Source organism: Microbacterium sp. zg-B185 (genome assembly GCF_030246885.1).
In the GTDB taxonomy this organism is placed as follows: Bacteria; Actinomycetota; Actinomycetes; order Actinomycetales; family Microbacteriaceae; genus Microbacterium.
Genome location: NZ_CP126739.1, coordinates 3,027,446 through 3,044,679 on the forward strand (window position 1 = coordinate 3,027,446; position 17,234 = coordinate 3,044,679).

Consider the following 17,234-nt stretch of genomic DNA (forward strand, 5'->3'; position numbering starts at 1 on the left):
GAGCGGATCGTACCGTGCACCCCGTCGCGGGCGGTCGCTCACAGCGGCGGGTCGTTCGGATCGAACGGGGCATCCAGCGAGCGGGTGAGCTCTTCGAGCATCGCCTCGATCTGCGGCTCCACGTACTGTCCGATCGCCGCCTGGATGCGCAGCCGGTGGTGCAGCAGCACCGCGCACACTTCGCGTCCGATCATGTTCGCGTAGTCGTCGGCGAGACCGACCTCCTGGCGCAGCGCCGCCTTGGCTTCGTCGGTGAGCGGCGGAAGCGCCGGCACGCTCGCGTCCGCCTCCGCGGCCAGACCCGAGATCGTGAACAGGAAAGGCGCTCCGGGCTGCGGTTCCGGATCCAGCGGCAGCCCTTCGTACTCCGGCTCGAGGCCCTCCGCAGGCCGGTAGCTGCGCGCCCGGTTGCGCGCCGCCTGGTGATCGAGCTCGGCCTGCAGCATCGGCAGGTTCAGCGCGGTGTACTCGGCCACCGCGTGGTCGACGATGGTCTTGATCCGCGTGGACAGGCCGTGCTGCACGCCGTGCGGGACATCGGCGCCGAGCCCTGCGGCCGACAGCACCGGCGACCCGAAGCAGCGACGGCACGGCGCCACGCGCCCGCGGTGCGTGGCGGGCTCCCAGCGCGGCAGCCACCGCAGCCAGGCGTCCACTGCCTGGCTGACCTGGGTTTCGAGCGAGCGCTCCACGACTCAACGGTAGTGCGCCGCAGCGGGTTTTCGGTGTCTCTGCGACGAGGATGCACGCACGCGACCCGTGCGCGCGTGCGGCCGGGGCCTGCTCGTCACTCGTCGAACTCGTCCTCCCACGGCCAGCGCGGCCGCTGGGAGCGTGTGCGGACGAGACTGATCCCGCCGGCCGCGGCCAGCGCGGCCGCAGCGGCGATGGCGACGCCGAACCCGGTCGTCGCGATCCGGCCGGCCACTGCCGTGGCAGTCGCAAGGTCGGCCGCCGTCGCCACCGCGAGCCACATCGTGGCGTTGTACACCGCGTAGCAGGCCAGCGCGGTCCACACCGCGGGCCAGTACGAAGGACGCCGGCGCCGCAGCGACAGCCACAGGACGAGCGCGAAAGCGCCGGTGGTCAGCGCGGTCGCGACGATGCCGGGGACCTGGCCGAGCCCGGGCGCCTCGATGATGTCGGCGCTGAGCGCCAGGCTCACCATCCCCAGGCCGAAGATCAGGAGGGCGACGAAGGTCACCGTCGCCAGCCCGAGGGCGACGGCGGGGCGGACCGGGCCGCCCGTGGATTCCGGCGTCCCTGCCATGACTACACGCGCGTCAGCTGGGGCCCCGCCTCGAGCGTGCGCTCGTACTCGCGCTGCGCCTCGACGTTGAGCTCGGTGACCCGTGCGCCGCGTGCCGCCACCCACGCGCCGAACCAGATGGTCAGTTCGCGCCCGATGATGAACGCGCCGATGGCCAGCGGCGTGAGCAGCTGCTCCTCGACCAGAGCGGCGCCCTCACGCGCAGTGAGCATCCAGAACGGCGCCTGGAACAGCGCGCCGAGAATGTGTCCGAGGTAGGCGGCGGCGCCCACGAGCAGGCCGAAGATGACCCAGGCGCCCCACCGGCCGCGGTTGATGATCGCGCCGAGGAGCCAGAACGCCAGGAAGAACACCACCACAGGCACCCACAGCGCCCAGGTGCCCAGGGCCGTGAGCGCGGTCGAGCCGAGGGTCTCGCCAGTGACGTCGCCGTCCAGCATTCCGACGCCGAGCCAGAGCGCGAGGTACAGCACGCCGAAGGCGAGGGCGGCCAGCAGTCCGATGGCTCCGGCTGCGCCGCGGTTCCCGCGCAGGCGCGGAGCCTCCGGGGCCTGGACGAAGATCGGCTGCGGTGTGGCGTATCCGGTGGCGGCAGGTGCCACGACCGTGGTCTCGGCGTACGGCTCGGCGTAGCGCTCGGTCCTGGGCTCGGCTGCGGGCTCGGCGTAGCGCTCCGTGTAGGCCTCAGCGGGAGCGACGGGCTCACTCGCGGCGACCACGACCGTCTCGGCCGGCGGCTGCCAGTCGGTGGCGGTGTCATCGGCGTGCGCTTCGTACAGTGCGCTGTCGAACGTCGAATCGTCGTCGTAGGCGGAGGGTGCGGGCTCGACCGGTGTGGCGGGCGCAGACTGCGCGGCGGACCCGGTCGCGGCATCCGTCTGCGACTCGTCCGAAGCAGCCGCGGCGCGACGGGCGGCCTCCGCGTCGGCGATCCCCTCATTGGCGCTGCCGACGACATCGTCGACCGCACGAGGCTCCTCGACCGGCTCGCCGTAGGACGACTTCGAGTCACTCATCGGATGTACTCCTCACGCGGGGCCCGTCCCCGCATTGCGAGAGTAACCTGCGGCACGGGCACGTCCGCGCAGGCGTGCCGTGCGATTGCGGGCCTGGCGGCAGATTGCGGGCGTGGCGTGCCCGACTCGCGCCCACTACCTGGCGATATCGTGAGCCCATGAGACCCCGACGTGCGGCGCTGACGCTGGCCGCAGCATCCGCTGTGCTGATCGCCGCGCTGTCCGGATGCGTCGCCGAGCCCGGCAAGACGCCGACGGAGGACGTGGCTGCATCCGATGCGTCCGCATCCGACGTCACGCCCACCGCCTCGCCGCCGACCGCGACGCCCTCACCCGAAGCGGGCGCGGTGGCGCTGCCGACCGACTGCCGCGCGATCCTCACGGCCGACGTCCTCTCCCAGCTGGCCGACGTTGCGCTGAACGACCCGGCCGCCGGCTTGCCGACCGGGACCCTGGCCGACGGGACCCTCAGCTGCGTGTGGGGGAACCCGTCAGCCGGCACGACGTACATGATGACGCAGATCCGGCCCACCCCCCGCGGTCAGGCCATGGAGACGCTCAACACATTCGCGGACGACGAGGGGTACACCTGCTACACGCCCGACGGGGGGACTCGCTGCGAGAAGACCTGGCCGAGCGAGGTCTTCTCCGATGTCATCGACGGCCACACGCTGTTCTGGCGTGACGAGATCCTCATCGAATCGACCTACTCGAACCTCGCACCCACCGGCTACACCTCGGCGATCGTGGCGAGCATCTTCGGCTGAGATTCCTCCCGCCGCCCGGTCAGCCCCAGACGTGCGCGGCCAGCCGCGCGCCGTACGCCTCGAGGTGCCACGCGTTCTCGACGCTGGAGAGCCACAGCCCGTCGCGGAGAGTGTGCTCCTCCACGACGTCCCCGCTCGTGCGCGAGCAGACCAGCGCCCCCTCGTCCGTGCAGGCGAAGCCCTGCCCGCGCAGCGCCGGCTGCGCGATCGCCGCAGCATCCGCTCCGACGCCCGCCAGCGTCGACACGATCGAGCGGCCGTCGTCGGTGCGCCACGAGCAGGACACCCGCACCGCGGGCGCCAGCGCGTCGGTCAGCGCGGTCACCGCCGTCGCCGGCGCCGCGGTGCTCTGCGAGAGCAGTGCACTCGGAGTCCAGGTCAGCTCCGCCCAGAGCCGGTCGGAGTACAGCGCGCGGCAGTCGATGTCCGCGTCGGCGATGGCGCGGGTGGCGACGGATTCCGAGACCGGAGCGGCCGCCGGCTGCGATGTGGAGGCGCGCAGCATGTCCCCCGTCCAGGTGACGGCGACCGGGAGCATGGGGTGCGCCAGCCACGCGAGGGCGACCACGACGGCGGCGCACAGCAGCCCAGCGGGCCATGCGATCCACGAATTGCGTCCACCGGTGCGCGCCACCTTCCACCTCCCCCTCAACGGTATGGGGCGCGGCGCGACCACCCCGCTCCGGCGCGCGACGGCGCCGGCATCGCGATCGCGGCCGGACGCACGGAAGGCCCCGGCGAACCGGGGCCTTCCGTGTGGATCCAGGCACGAGAGGGCTCAACGCCGCTTCGCAGCATTGAGCCCTGTTCCGTGAGATCTCGATACGGCCGCTTCGCGGCCTACTCGATCTAGACACGAAGAGGGCTCAACGCTGCTTCGCAGCATTGAGCCCTCTCGTGTCTAGTTGTAGGTGCCGGGCGTGAAGTCGTCCGTCGAGAAGCTGTCGAAGTCGACGTAGCTCAGGTCGGCGTCGCTGTAGGCGCCGTCCGACGCGAAGATGCGGTTGGGGTACCGCTCGCTCTTCGCCTCCTCCGTCGCCTCGACCACGACGTTGCGGTACTTCGCAAGTCCGGTTCCGGCGGGGATGAGCTTTCCGATGATGACGTTCTCCTTGAGGCCCAGGAGCGGGTCGCTCTTGCCCTCCATCGCGGCCTGCGTCAGCACGCGCGTCGTCTCCTGGAACGACGCCGCCGACAGCCACGACTCGGTCGCAAGCGACGCCTTCGTGATACCCATGAGCTCCGGGCGACCGGACGCGGGGCGCTTGCCCTCGGCCACGGCGGCACGGTTCATGCTCTGGTACTTCTTGAAGTCGACCAGCTCACCCGGCAGCAGCGTGGTCTCGCCGTGGTCCACGACGGTGACCTTGCGCAGCATCTGGCGCACGATGACCTCGATGTGCTTGTCGTGGATCGGCACACCCTGCGAGCGGTACACGCCCTGAACGCCGTTGACGAGGTAACGCTGCACCTCGCGGGCGCCCATGACGCGCATGACCTCCTTGGGGTCCAGCGTGCCCACCAGGATCGGCTGACCGACCGTGACGTGCTGGCCGTCCTCGACCAGCAGCGTCGCGCGGCGCAGCACCGGGTAGACGTGCGGCTCCTCGCCGTTGTCCGGCGTCAGGATGACCTTCTTGGCGCGATCGCTCTCTTCGATCGTGATCCGACCGTCCGACTCGGCGATCGGCGACGCACCCTTGGGGGTACGCGCCTCGAAGAGCTCCTGCACACGGGGCAGACCCTGGGTGATGTCATCAGCCGAGGCCGAACCACCCGTGTGGAAGGTGCGCATCGTGAGCTGCGTTCCGGGCTCACCGATCGACTGGGCCGCGATGATGCCGACGGCCTCTCCGATGTCGACGAGCTTTCCGGTCGCGAGCGAACGGCCGTAGCACTGCGCGCAGACGCCGACAGCCGAGTCGCAGGTGAGCACGGAGCGCACCTTGATGGTCTCCACACCCGCCTCGATCAGCGTGTTCAGCAGCACGTCGCCCACGTCGTCGCCGGCGGCGGCGAGCACGTTGCCCTGCGCGTCGACCGCGTCAGAGGCCAGCGTCCGGGAGAACACGGAGTTCTCCACGTTCGGGTCCTTGACGAGGACGCCGTCGGCACCGGCAGCTGCGATCGGCAGCTCGAGGCCCTTCGACGTGCCGCAGTCGTCCTCGCGGATGATGACATCCTGCGAGACGTCCACGAGACGACGGGTGAGGTATCCCGAGTCGGCCGTACGGAGGGCCGTGTCGGCCAGACCCTTGCGGGCACCGTGCGTCGCGATGAAGTACTCCGCCACCGACAGACCCTCGCGGTACGAGGAGATGATCGGACGGGGGATGATCTCACCCTTGGGGTTGTTCACCAGGCCACGCATACCCGCGATGTTGCGGATCTGCAGCCAGTTACCACGAGCACCGGACGAGACCATGCGGTTGATGGTGTTGTCCTCGGGGAAGTTCGCCCGCATCGCGGTCTGCACTTCCTCGGTCGCCTCGGTCCAGATCTTGATGAGCTCCTGGCGACGCTCCGAGTCGGTGGTCAGACCCTTCTCGTACTGCGACTGCACCTTGGCGGCGGCCTTCTCGTGGCGTGCCACGATGGCGGGCTTGTCCGGCGGGGTGAGGATGTCGCTCAGCGCGACCGTCACGCCCGAACGGGTGGCCCAGTAGAAGCCGGCGTCCTTGATGCGGTCCAGCGTCGCGGCGACCTCGACCTTGGGGTATTCCTCGGCGAGCTTGTTCACGATCTCGGAGAGCTTGCCCTTGTCGGCCTGCGTGCGCACGAACGGGTAGCCCTTGGGGAGCGTGTCGTTGAAGATCGCCTGACCCAGCGAGGTCTCCACGAGCCCGTTGCGCTCGTACGCCGCGATGGACTCCGGCGTGTCGCCTTCGGCCTCGAGGAACGTCAGACCGGGGATGCGCATGCGCACCTTGGCCTGCAGATCCAGCGTGCCCTCGTCCTTGGCCAGGATGGCCTCGCCGACCGAGCCGAACGCGCGGCCTTCGCCCTTCGCGCCCTGCTTGACCGTCGTGAGGTGGTGCAGACCGATGATCATGTCCTGCGAGGGCAGGGTCACCGGACGACCGTCCGAGGGCTTCAGGATGTTGTTCGAGGCGAGCATCAGGATGCGGGCCTCGGCCTGGGCCTCGACCGAGAGCGGCAGGTGGACGGCCATCTGGTCGCCGTCGAAGTCCGCGTTGAACGCGGCACACACGAGCGGGTGCAGCTGGATCGCCTTGCCCTCCACGAGCTGGGGCTCGAACGCCTGGATGCCGAGACGGTGCAGCGTGGGCGCGCGGTTCAGCAGCACGGGGCGCTCGCGGATGATCTCCTCGAGCACGTCCCACACCTCGGGGCGCGTGCGCTCCACGGCGCGCTTGGCGGCCTTGATGTTCTGCGAGTGACCGAGGTCGATCAGGCGCTTGATGACGAACGGCTTGAACAGCTCGAGCGCCATCTGCTTGGGCAGGCCGCACTGGTGCAGCTTGAGCTGCGGACCGACGACGATGACCGAACGGCCGGAGTAGTCGACACGCTTTCCGAGCAGGTTCTGGCGGAAGCGGCCCTGCTTGCCCTTGAGCATGTCGCTCAGGGACTTCAGTGCACGGTTGCCGGTACCGGTGACGGGGCGTCCGCGGCGGCCGTTGTCGAACAGCGCGTCGACGGCCTCCTGCAGCATCCGCTTCTCGTTGTTGACGATGATCTCGGGTGCACCCAGATCGATCAGGCGACGGAGGCGGTTGTTGCGGTTGATCACACGGCGGTACAGGTCGTTCAGGTCGGAGGTCGCGAAACGGCCACCGTCCAGCTGCACCATCGGACGCAGCTCCGGCGGGATGACCGGGACGACGTCCAGGACCATCGATGCCGGGCTCATGCCGGTCTGCAGGAACGCGCTGACGACCTTGAGACGCTTGATCGCGCGGATCTTGCGCTGGCCCTTGCCCTCGGAGATCTGCAGGCGCAGGTTCTCGGACTCGGCCTGCAGGTCGAACGCCTCCAGGCGACGCTTGATCGACTCGGCGCCCATGTGGGCCTCGAAGTACTGACCGAAGCGGTCCTGGAGCTCGTGGAAGATCTCGTCCTCGCCCTTCAGATCGCCAACGGACAGGGTGCGGAAGTCCTCCCACACCTTCTCCAGACGGACGATCTGGTCATCGAAGGACTTGCGGATTCCCGCCATGTCCTTCTCGGCGGCATCCTTGACCTTCTTCTTCTGGTCTGCCTTGGCGCCCTCTTCCTCCAGGGCTGCCAGCTCCTCCTCCAGCTTGTGCAGGCGCGTGGCGATGCGCGAGTCGCGCCGGTCGCCGAGCGTCTTCAGCTCGAGACGGATGTTGTTCTCCTGCGTCGCGAGGTCGCGGTGACGCGCCTCCTCATCGACGGAGATCACCATGTACGCGGCGAAGTAGATGACCTTCTCGAGGTCCTTCGGCGCCATGTCCAGCAGGTATCCGAGGCGCGAGGGGACGCCCTTGAAGTACCAGATGTGGGTGACCGGAGCGGCGAGCTCGATGTGGCCCATGCGCTCACGACGGACGGAGGACTTGGTGACCTCCACGCCGCAGCGCTCGCAGACGATGCCCTTGAACCGGACGCGCTTGTACTTTCCGCACGCGCACTCCCAGTCGCGGGAGGGCCCGAAGATCTGCTCTCCGAAGAGGCCGTCCTTCTCGGGCTTGAGCGTGCGGTAGTTGATTGTCTCGGGCTTCTTGACCTCGCCGAACGACCAACGACGGATGTCGTCAGCAGTGGCTAGGCCGATGCGAAGCTGATCGAAAGTGTTTGATTCGAGCACTGGTTCTCCTGTGTGCTTTAAAAACTTCGGTGATTGAGTAGGCGGCTGCGCCGCCGTATCGAAATCGGTGCCGGAATCAGATCTCGTCGATGGACGAGGATTCGAAGCGGCTGGAGATGTTGATGCCGAGCTCTTCAGCAGCACGGAAGGCGTCGTCGTCGGTGTCGCGGAGGTTGACCGCAGTGCCGTCGGCCGAGAGGACCTCGACGTTCAGGCAGAGCGACTGCATCTCCTTCATGAGCACCTTGAACGACTCGGGGATGCCGGGCTCCTGGATGTTCTCGCCCTTGACGATCGCCTCGTACACCTTGACGCGGCCGAGGATGTCGTCGGACTTGATCGTGAGGAGCTCCTGGAGCGCGTATGCCGCACCGTAGGCCTCGAGGGCCCACACCTCCATCTCACCGAAGCGCTGTCCGCCGAACTGCGCCTTTCCACCCAGCGGCTGCTGGGTGATCATCGAGTACGGACCCGTCGAGCGCGCGTGGATCTTGTCGTCAACGAGGTGGTGCAGCTTCAGGATGTACATGTAGCCGACCGAGACCGGCGCCGGGAACGGCTCACCCGAACGACCGTCGAACAGCAGGGTCTTGCCGGTCGAATCGATCAGGCGGTCGCCGTCGCGGGTGGGGTTCGTCGAGTCCAGCAGACCGGCGATCTCCTCCTCGGCGGCACCGTCGAACACCGGAGTGGCGACCTTGGTGCCGGGCGCGGCTTCGAAGGCCTGCGCCGGCAGGTGCTTGGCCCACGTCGGCTTGCCTTCGACCTTCCAGCCCTGCTGGGCGATCCAGCCGAGGTGAAGCTCCAGCACCTGGCCGAAGTTCATTCGACCGGGGATGCCGAGCGGGTTCAGGATGACCTGGACCGGCGTGCCGTCCGCGAGGAACGGCATGTCCTCGACGGGCAGGATCTTCGCGATGACACCCTTGTTGCCGTGGCGTCCGGCGAGCTTGTCGCCCTCGGTGATCTTGCGCTTCTGGGCGATGTAGACCACGACCCGGCGGTTGACGCCGGAGCCGAGCTCGTCGTCGCCGTCCTCGGCGTTGAACTCCTTGACCGCGATGATCGTGCCCTGCTCGCCGTGAGGCACCTTCAGGGACGTGTCGCGGACCTCGCGGCTCTTCTCGTTGAAGATCGCGCGCAGCAGGCGCTCCTCGGCCGAGAGCTCGGTCTCGCCCTTGGGCGTGACCTTGCCGACGAGGATGTCACCGGGCCGAACCTCGGCGCCGATGCGGATGATGCCGCGCTCGTCGAGGTCCTTCAGCAGATCCGGGCTCACGTTGGGGAGATCACGGGTGATCTCCTCCTTGCCGAGCTTGGTGTCGCGGGAGTCCACTTCGTACTCCTCGATGTGGATCGAGGAGAGGGTGTCGTCCTTGACCAGGTCCTGGCTGAGGATGATCGCGTCTTCGAAGTTGTGACCCTCCCAGGTCATGAACGCCACGAGGAGGTTCTTGCCGAGCGCGAGCTCGCCGTTCTCCGTCGCGGGACCATCCGCGATGACCTGACCGGCCTCGACGCGCTCTCCGGCCGAGACCACGACGCGCTGGTTGTAGCTGGTGCCCTGGTTGGAGCGGTCGAACTTGCGCAGGAAGTACTGCTGCGTGCCGCCCTCGTCCAGCTGCACGGTCACGACGTCCGCAGACACCTCGAGGACGACGCCCGCCTTCTCGGTGGTGACGACATCGCCGGCGTCGATGGCCGCGAAGCCCTCCATGCCGGTGCCCACCACGGGCGACTCGGAACGCAGGAGCGGAACGGCCTGGCGCTGCATGTTCGCACCCATGAGGGCGCGGTTCGCGTCGTCGTGCTCGAGGAACGGGATCAGCGAGGTCGCGACCGACACCATCTGGCGCGGCGAGACATCCATGTAGCCGATCTCGTCCGCGTGGAAGAGGTCGACCTCTCCGCCCTTCTTGCGGGCCAGGACGCGGTCCTCCGTGAAGTGACCGTCCGCCTTCAGAGGCGCGTTGGCCTGGGCGACGATGTAGTCCTCTTCGACGCTGGCCGTGAGGTAGTCGATCTGGTCGGTGACCCGGCCGTCGACCACCTTGCGGTACGGCGTCTCGATGAAGCCGAACGAGTTGATGCGCGCGAACGATGCGAGCGATCCGATCAGGCCGATGTTCGGGCCTTCCGGGGTCTCGATCGGGCACATGCGACCGTAGTGCGACGGGTGGACGTCACGGACCTCGACGCCGGCGCGCTCACGCGACAGACCACCGGGGCCGAGCGCGGAGAGGCGACGCTTGTGGGTCAGACCCGCGAGCGGGTTGTTCTGGTCCATGAACTGCGACAGCTGAGACGTTCCGAAGAACTCCTTGATCGCGGCGACGACGGGGCGCACGTTGATCAGGGTCTGCGGCGTGATCGCCTCGATGTCCTGCGTGGTCATGCGCTCGCGGACGACGCGCTCCATGCGCGACAGGCCGGTGCGGACCTGGTTCTGGATCAGCTCGCCGACCGCGCGGATGCGACGGTTGCCGAAGTTGTCGATGTCGTCGATGTCCATGCGGATCTCGGCCGGCTTGCCGCCGCGGAGACCGTTGAACGTCGTGTCGCCGCGGTGCAGGCGGACGAGGTACTTGATCGTCGCGACGATGTCGGCGACGGTCAGGACCGAGTCCGACAGGGGCGCGTCCAGGCCGAGCTTCTGGTTGATCTTGTAACGACCGACCTTCGCCAGGTCGTAGCGCTTGGAGTTGAAGTAGAAGTTGTCCAGCAGCGCACGGGCAGCCTCGGCGGCGACCTGCTCGCCCGGGCGCAGCTTGCGGTAGATGTCGCGGAGCGCATCCTCCTTGGAGAGGATGGTGTCCTTCGCGAGGGTCTCCTCGATCGAGTCGAATCCGGCGAACTCCTCGAGGATCTCCTCGCTGGTCAGACCCAGCGCCTTGAGGAACACGGTGACCGACTGCTTGCGCTTGCGGTCGATGCGCACGCCGACCTGGTCGCGCTTGTCGATCTCGAACTCGAGCCATGCGCCACGGCTGGGGATGATGCGCGCCGAGACGATGTCCTTGTCGGAGGTCTTGTCCGGGGTCCGGTCGAAGTACACACCGGGCGAGCGGACCAGCTGCGAGACCACGACACGCTCGGTGCCGTTGATGATGAACGTGCCCTTGCCGGTCTGGAGCGGGAAGTCGCCCATGAAGACCGTCTGGGTCTTGATCTCACCGGTCTGGTGGTTCATGAACTCGGCCTCGACGTACAGCGGGGCGGCGTAGGTCTTGCCGCGCTCCTTGCACTCGTCGATGGAGTACTTCTCCGGCTCGAGGTACGGGTTGGTGAACGAGAGCTGCATGGTCTCGCTCAGATCCTCGATCGGCGAGATCTCCTCGAAGATCTCCTCGAGGCCGCTGATCTCAGGCACGTCGGTGCGGCCGGTGCTCTTGGCCTCGGCCACGCGCGCCTTCCACTGCTCGTTGCCGACGAGCCAGTCGAAGGACTCCGTCTGCAGCGCGAGAAGGTCAGGGACCGTCAGCGTGTCTGTGATCTTGGCGAACGAGAGGCGGGATGCTCCGCGGCCGTTCTTGATGGTGGGGGTGGTAGATGCGTTGCGCGCAGCAGCCAAGGGGATTACCTCCGTGGGCCCGGGGCGGGGCTCGTTTCCTTGTCGTCAGGGTGGAGTGCTCATTTGTCCCCGAAACCTGGGCGCCACACTCCGCTTCAGAAAGGTGAGTTCGAGAAGCGGGGGCACGCAGGCACAGCCGACCACCATATGAGGGCAGGGGGAATCCAAGAGCGCAAGGAACAACTATACCCGGTATGCCACGCCGTGTCCAGTCGAGTTCTTGAAAAGATCGCTCTCGTACGGTATAACGCGACCTGAGGCCCCGCATTCCCCGATCGGCAGGTCTTCCCGTACCACGACAGCGGGCACGCACGCGTCGGACGGGACGCGTGCCCGGCGGGACGGATGCCGCGGATCCCACCCCGTTCCGCCCCGCGCAGCCCGAGGATCGGCACGGCATCCCCTCTGGTGCATACGGCCGAATACAGGCGATGATGGCGTCATGACTGGGGCTCGAGAGCCCGTGATCCGCACGCCCGACCAGCGGATCCGGGTGTTCGTGAGTTCGACCCTGCGCGAACTCGCCGAGGAACGCCGCGCCGTCCGCGCCGCGATCGAACGCATGCAGCTGGCTCCGGTCATGTTCGAGCTCGGCGCCCGCCCGCACCCGCCCCGAGAGCTCTACCGCTCCTACCTGGCCCAGAGCGACGTCTTCATCGGCATCTACGCCGACAGCTACGGCTGGATCGCCCCCGACGAGCAGATCTCCGGACTCGAAGACGAATACACCCTGGCCCCCCGCCAGATGCCCAAACTCATCTACATCAAAAGGAGCGATCGCCGCGAGCCGCGTCTGCGCGACCTCATCACCCGCATCCAGATCGACGACACCGCCGCCTACCTCCCCTTCGACTCCCCGGAACAGCTCGGCACCCAGGTCAGCGCCGATCTGGCCACGCTGCTGGCGGAACGGTTCGACGAGTCCCGCGCGCTCGCGGCGCCGCTGGAGTCGGATGCCGCGACCTCGCTGATCGCCCGGGTGCCTGCCCCGTACACCACGACGATCGGCCGCGAGCGTGAGATCGCCGAGGTCCGCGAGCTGCTCTCCCGCGGCACCGACCGCGTGATCAGCCTGATCGGCCCGGGCGGCATCGGCAAGAGCCGCCTGGCCATCGAGGTCGCACTCGCCGCCCGCGGGCTGTTCCCGGACGGCGTGTACTTCGTCGGGCTCGAGAACGTCCTGGAGCCGGGCCTGCTGCTGCCCACCATCGCGTACACGCTGGGGATCCGGGACAACGGAGAAGCGGTACTCGAGGAGCGCATCTCCCGCGCGCTCGCCGAGCGCAACGTGCTGCTCGTGCTGGACAACTTCGAGCAGATCGTCGATGCGGCCCCCGTGCTGGTGCGGCTGTACACGGTGGCCCCGACCGCGAGCTTCCTCGTGACCAGCCGCATCGTGCTGCGCATCCGGGGCGAGCAGGTGTACGACGTGCGCGCGCTGGGCACGCCCGGCCCGAACGCCCCGGGCACCCTGGAGCGCGCGCGGCAGTCCACGGCGGTTCAGCTGTTCGTCGATCGCGCCCAGGCCGCCAAGCCGTCCTTCGCGCTCACGGAGGACAACGCCGGTGCCGTCATGGACATCTGCCGGCGGCTCGAGGGGCTCCCGCTCGCGATCGAGCTGGCGGCCGCGAAGCTGCGGATACTCACCCCCGCCGGCATCGCCGAGCGGCTCAAGCAGAGCCTGCCCCTGCTGACGGCGGCCGTCCGCGATCTGCCGGACCGGCACCGGACGATGCGCGCCACCCTGGACTGGAGCGTCGGCCTGCTTGCGGCGCAGGACCGCGCACTGCTGGAGGACCTCGGGGTGTTCGCCGAGCGCTTCTCGCTCGAGGCGGTGGAAGCGATCGGCGTCGGGCGCTCGTGGGACGGCCACGCCATCGACGCGATCACCGCCCTGATCGACGGCTCGCTGGTCACGCAGAGCGAGGTGCAGGGCCGGCCGGTGCTGTCGCTGCTGGCCATCGTCCGCGAGTACGCCCTGGGCAGGCTCAAGGAGCGCGGCGAGGCGGACGTGATGCGCGCCGCACATGCCGATTACTACACCGCGCTGGTGCGTCGGGATGGCGGGGATCTGCGCAGCACGAGTCAAGCGGCCACGCTGGCGGCCCTGACCGTGGAGCTGGCGAACCTGCGTGCCGCCATCCGGCATCTGGTCTACACCGACCGGCTCGACGACGCGGCCGAGTTCGCCTGGGGTCTGCTCATCTACTGGTGGATCATGGGCCTGTTCGGGGGCGTCCGGGTGTGGATGCTGGAACTGCTCGGCAAGGAGCAACCCATCCGGTCCCGCTCGCGCGCGATCGCCTGGTTCTTCGCACTGTGGGGCGAGATGTGGCAGCGCCCGTCCGAGGAGGTCGTGGCCGGGCTGGCCGAGTGCGTCCGGCTGTTCACCGACAGCGGGGACGAGGATGCCGCGGCGATGGCGCTGGCGGCCCGCGCGACCGCGCGCGTGCAGCTGCCGCAGCCGGACATCGAGACCGCGTCGCGGGAGCTCGATGACGCGGTGGAGCGGCTGCACCGCCTGGGCAACAGCTGGGGCGAGGCGATCACGCAGGTGTCGCTGGGCCGGGTCGCGTGGCTGCGCGGGTCACGCGAGGATGCGCTCACGCACTTCCAGCGAGCCAGCGCGGTCGCCGACGCCGGCGGGGATCTGTTCACCCGCTCGGTGGCCGGCAACCAGATCGGACGACTGCTGCTGGTCGGCGGCCAGGTCGCCGAGGCCGAGGAGGTGTTCCGGCGGACCCTGGTGGACTCGGTCACGCTGCATCACGAGGAGGGCGTGGCCTACGGATTGGAGGGCATCTGCGCCATCGCGGCGGCGCACGGGGACGCGCGCCGCGCCGGTGCCCTGTCGGCCGCGGCGGCCGCTATCCGTCACCGGATCGGCGTCTTCGACGTGGAGGCCTTCACCGTGCACGAGCTGTCGCTGGATGCCGTCCGCCGCAGCGACCCGGATGCGGTGGCCGCCGGCGAACGCGAGGGCGTGCAGCTGACGATGGCCGAAGCCGTCGCCCTCGCCCTCCCGGAGCCCGAGCGTGCGCTGGCCACCGAGGCGCTGTCGCACTGGTAGGGCACCGGCCCCGGCATCCTCGTCCGTTCCGAAGCCGTGTCTTCACGGGAGCTGACGTCGGATTCGGATGCCGGCGCGCTCGTGGCCCGATTCCGCTGCGAAGATCCGAGGCTGCGACCGCGGCGGCGTCCGGCTCAGGCCGGCCGTGCATGCCGGAAGCGCACCCGCGTGCCGGGCCGCGCTTGCGCGAGCAGGTCGAGCGCGGCATCCGTCGCCACCGCGAGGACCGGATACCCGCCGGTGACCGGCCCGTCGGCGAGCAGGATGGTCGGCCGTCCGCTGGGCGGCACCTGCAGCGCACCAGGCACCATGCCCTCGCTCGGCAGCTCGTCCGTGCGGGTGCGGGCGAGCGCCGGTCCGTCCAGGCGCATCCCGACCCGGTCCGCGTCGGTGGTGACCGTCCAGACCGCCTCGTACAGGACGGACAGCGCGGATGCCGCGAACCAGTCCGCGCGCGGACCCGGAGCCAGAGCGACCTCGATCTCGTCGTCGTGCGGCGCACCCCACGGCGCCACCACGGCGACCGGGATGGCATCCGCCGGTTCGGCGTCGACCGGCAGCGCGTCGCCGGCCCGCAGCGGAGGCCGCCCGATGCCGGCCAGCACATCGCTCGCGCGCGACCCGAGCACCGGTGCGGCGTCGATCCCGCCCCGCACCGCCAGGTACGCGCGTGCGCCGGCGTCGAACCAGTCCAGCTGCAGCTGCGCTCCCGCGGGCCACGGGTGCGCCTCGTAGGGGTCCCGCTCGCGTCCGTCCAGGCGGATCGGTCCCCACGCGCCGGTCACCGCGAACCACAGGTCGCGCAGCGCGACCGCACGGAAAGCGCCCATCGTCACCTCGACCGCCGCCGCGTCCTCGGGGTTGCCCAGCAGCCGGTTGGCGGTGCGCAGCGCGCCGCGGTCCAGCGCTCCGGAGCGGGCGACCCCCCACGAGGCCGACCCGGCACGCCCCAGGTCCTGCACGGTGGCCAGCAGTCCCGACTCGAGGACCTGCAGCCCCGGAGCGCCCGGCCGCGGGGCTCGCGCACTGCCTGACGGGGCCGCTGCGGTCTCGTTGTCCGATGGCGCCGTTGCCGTCCGGCTGTCCGATGGCGCCGCTGCCCTCCGGCCGCCTGATGGTGCCGCTGCCGCCCGGCCGCCTGATGGCGCCGCTGCCCTCCGGCCGCCCGGCGGCGCCGCTGCCGCGTGGCTGCCTGACGGCGCCGCTGAGCTCCGGCTGCCTGACGGCGCCGCTGCCGTGTGGCCGCCTGATGGCGCCGCTGCCCTCCGGCCGCCCGGCGCGACCGGACGGAACCGCACCCGCGTGCCGGGTGACAGCAGCACCGGCGAGGCGGCATCCGGGTCGAACAGCGCAGCGGACGTGGTGCCGATCAGCCGCCACCCGCCCGGGGTGTCCCGCGGATACGCGCCGGTGAAACCCGCGGCCAGGCCGACCGCACCACGCGGCACGCGCGTGCGCGGGCTGGGCAGGCGGGGCACGTCGAAGGTCCAGTCCGGGCTGATGAGGTATCCGAATCCGGGGGCGAACCCGGTGAAGGCGACCGTCCACTCCGCGGCCGCGTGAGCGCGCACGAGTTCGTCGGCGCTCAGCCCGAGCAGCTCTGCCGTCTCGGCCAGGTCCGCGCCGTCGTACCCGACCTCCAGCTCGACGAGAGGTGCATCCGCGGTCGCGGCGGCGGCGGCATCCGTCGTCGCTCCGGCGACCCACGACCGCACCGCTGCGAGCGGGAGGCGGGCGGGATCGACACGCACCAGCACCGTGCGGGCGGCCGGGACGAGGTCCACGACACCGGGGGGTCGCGTCGCTTCGAGCCGAGCCCGCAGCGCGACGGCCGCGTCGAGGGAATCGACCTCGACCAGCACGGCGTGCTCGCCCATCGGGAGAATTCGCACGGGCAGCGGATTCACCACGGCGCCCGCACCCCGATGCCCTCGGCATCCAGCGCTGCGCGCACCGCGCGGGCCATGGCGACCGCCGCGGGCGAGTCGCCATGCAGGCACAGGGATGCCGCGTCGGCGGGCACCGGCATCCCGTCCCGTGTCTCGACCACTCCCTCGCGGACCAGGCGCACCGCGCGGGCGGCCACCTCGGCGGGATCGTGCAGCAGCGCCCCGGGCTCCCCGCGCGGGACCAGGGAGCCGTCCGGACGGTAGCCGCGGTCCAGGAAAGCTTCGCGGACGAAGGGCAGCCCCGCGGTGCGCGCCGCGTGCTCGATCCGCCCGGCGAGCCCCAGCACCGCGACCGGCCGGCCGAGCCGGGCGGCGAGGTCGGCGACCGCCACGACGACCGCGTCCGCGTGCGCGGCGTCCGCGGTGACCGCGTGGTACAGCGCGCCGTGGGGCTTGACGTAGCGGACGTCGGCCCCGGCGTCGACGAGCGCAGCCAGCTGCGCGGCCACGGCGGAAGTCAGCTCGGCGGGCCGCATCGCCAGAGGGACCCGGCCGAAGTTCGCCGGATCCGGGTACGAGGGGTGTGCGCCGATGGCGACGCCGAACCGCGCCGCGCGGTCGACCGCCACGGTCAGGGACGCGGCATCCCCGGCGTGGCCGCCGCATGCGATGCTCGCGCTGGAGATCACCGCGAACATCGCCTCGTCGTCCGCCGTCGGAATGCCCGCGACCGTCTCGCCGAGGTCCGCGTTGAGGTCGATCCAGGCCATGCTCCACGGTATCGCCGGGCGGCAGCGCATAACTCCTGCAATCCTGACCCGATGCGCGCCCATACTCGCGCCAGTATGCGGCGTGACCG

The 17,234-nt window shown here is 69.9% G+C and carries 10 protein-coding genes; 2 read left to right on the forward strand and 8 right to left on the reverse strand.

Annotation, left to right across the window (positions count from 1 at the left end; genetic code table 11):
• Positions 1 to 38: 38 nt before the first annotated feature.
• From QNO12_RS14425 to QNO12_RS14435, 3 genes are all read right to left on the reverse strand, one after another.
• Positions 39 to 692, reverse strand: a complete 654-nt coding sequence (locus QNO12_RS14425) for a spermidine/putrescine ABC transporter substrate-binding protein (RefSeq protein ID WP_257501459.1) — start codon at positions 690 to 692, stop codon at positions 39 to 41.
• 95 nt (positions 693 to 787) lie between these two features.
• Positions 788 to 1,270, reverse strand: a complete 483-nt coding sequence (locus tag QNO12_RS14430; protein WP_257501458.1) for a DUF6121 family protein — start codon at positions 1,268 to 1,270, stop codon at positions 788 to 790.
• A gap of 2 nt (positions 1,271 to 1,272) precedes the next feature.
• Positions 1,273 to 2,286, reverse strand: coding sequence for an ABC transporter (locus QNO12_RS14435; protein WP_257501457.1), 1,014 nt, complete (start codon positions 2,284 to 2,286; stop codon positions 1,273 to 1,275).
• 158 nt (positions 2,287 to 2,444) lie between these two features.
• Here QNO12_RS14435 and QNO12_RS14440 point away from each other — a divergent pair, with 158 nt between their 5' ends.
• A complete protein-coding gene (locus QNO12_RS14440; protein WP_257501456.1) occupies positions 2,445 to 3,053 on the forward strand; it encodes a hypothetical protein in 609 nt (202 codons plus the stop codon).
• A 19-nt stretch (positions 3,054 to 3,072) separates the two neighbouring features.
• Here QNO12_RS14440 and QNO12_RS14445 read toward each other — a convergent pair whose 3' ends face one another.
• The 3 genes from QNO12_RS14445 to rpoB all read right to left on the reverse strand — a co-directional run bounded on the left by QNO12_RS14445 (position 3,073) and on the right by rpoB (position 11,416).
• Complete coding sequence (locus QNO12_RS14445; protein ID WP_257501455.1) at positions 3,073 to 3,687, reverse strand: hypothetical protein; 615 nt, start codon at positions 3,685 to 3,687, stop codon at positions 3,073 to 3,075.
• Positions 3,688 to 3,954: 267 nt separating this feature from the next.
• Complete coding sequence (locus tag QNO12_RS14450; protein WP_257501454.1) at positions 3,955 to 7,845, reverse strand: DNA-directed RNA polymerase subunit beta'; 3,891 nt, start codon at positions 7,843 to 7,845, stop codon at positions 3,955 to 3,957.
• A gap of 76 nt (positions 7,846 to 7,921) precedes the next feature.
• On the reverse strand, positions 7,922 to 11,416 hold the full coding sequence (gene rpoB / locus QNO12_RS14455; protein WP_257501453.1) for a DNA-directed RNA polymerase subunit beta: 3,495 nt from the start codon (positions 11,414 to 11,416) through the stop codon (positions 7,922 to 7,924).
• A gap of 442 nt (positions 11,417 to 11,858) precedes the next feature.
• Here rpoB and QNO12_RS14460 point away from each other — a divergent pair, with 442 nt between their 5' ends.
• Positions 11,859 to 14,486 (forward strand): DUF4062 domain-containing protein, encoded by a 2,628-nt coding sequence (locus QNO12_RS14460; protein WP_257501452.1) that lies wholly within the window; start codon positions 11,859 to 11,861, stop codon positions 14,484 to 14,486.
• Between the two features lie 134 nt (positions 14,487 to 14,620).
• On the opposite strand, the gene QNO12_RS14465 is transcribed toward QNO12_RS14460, so the two are convergent.
• Complete coding sequence (locus tag QNO12_RS14465; protein ID WP_285178059.1) at positions 14,621 to 16,378, reverse strand: 5-oxoprolinase subunit B/C family protein; 1,758 nt, start codon at positions 16,376 to 16,378, stop codon at positions 14,621 to 14,623.
• A gap of 11 nt (positions 16,379 to 16,389) precedes the next feature.
• Positions 16,390 to 17,145: a 5-oxoprolinase subunit PxpA gene (locus tag QNO12_RS14470; RefSeq protein WP_257501450.1), complete on the reverse strand. Its 756-nt coding sequence runs from the start codon at positions 17,143 to 17,145 to the stop codon at positions 16,390 to 16,392.
• Between the last annotated feature and the right edge of the window lie 89 nt (positions 17,146 to 17,234).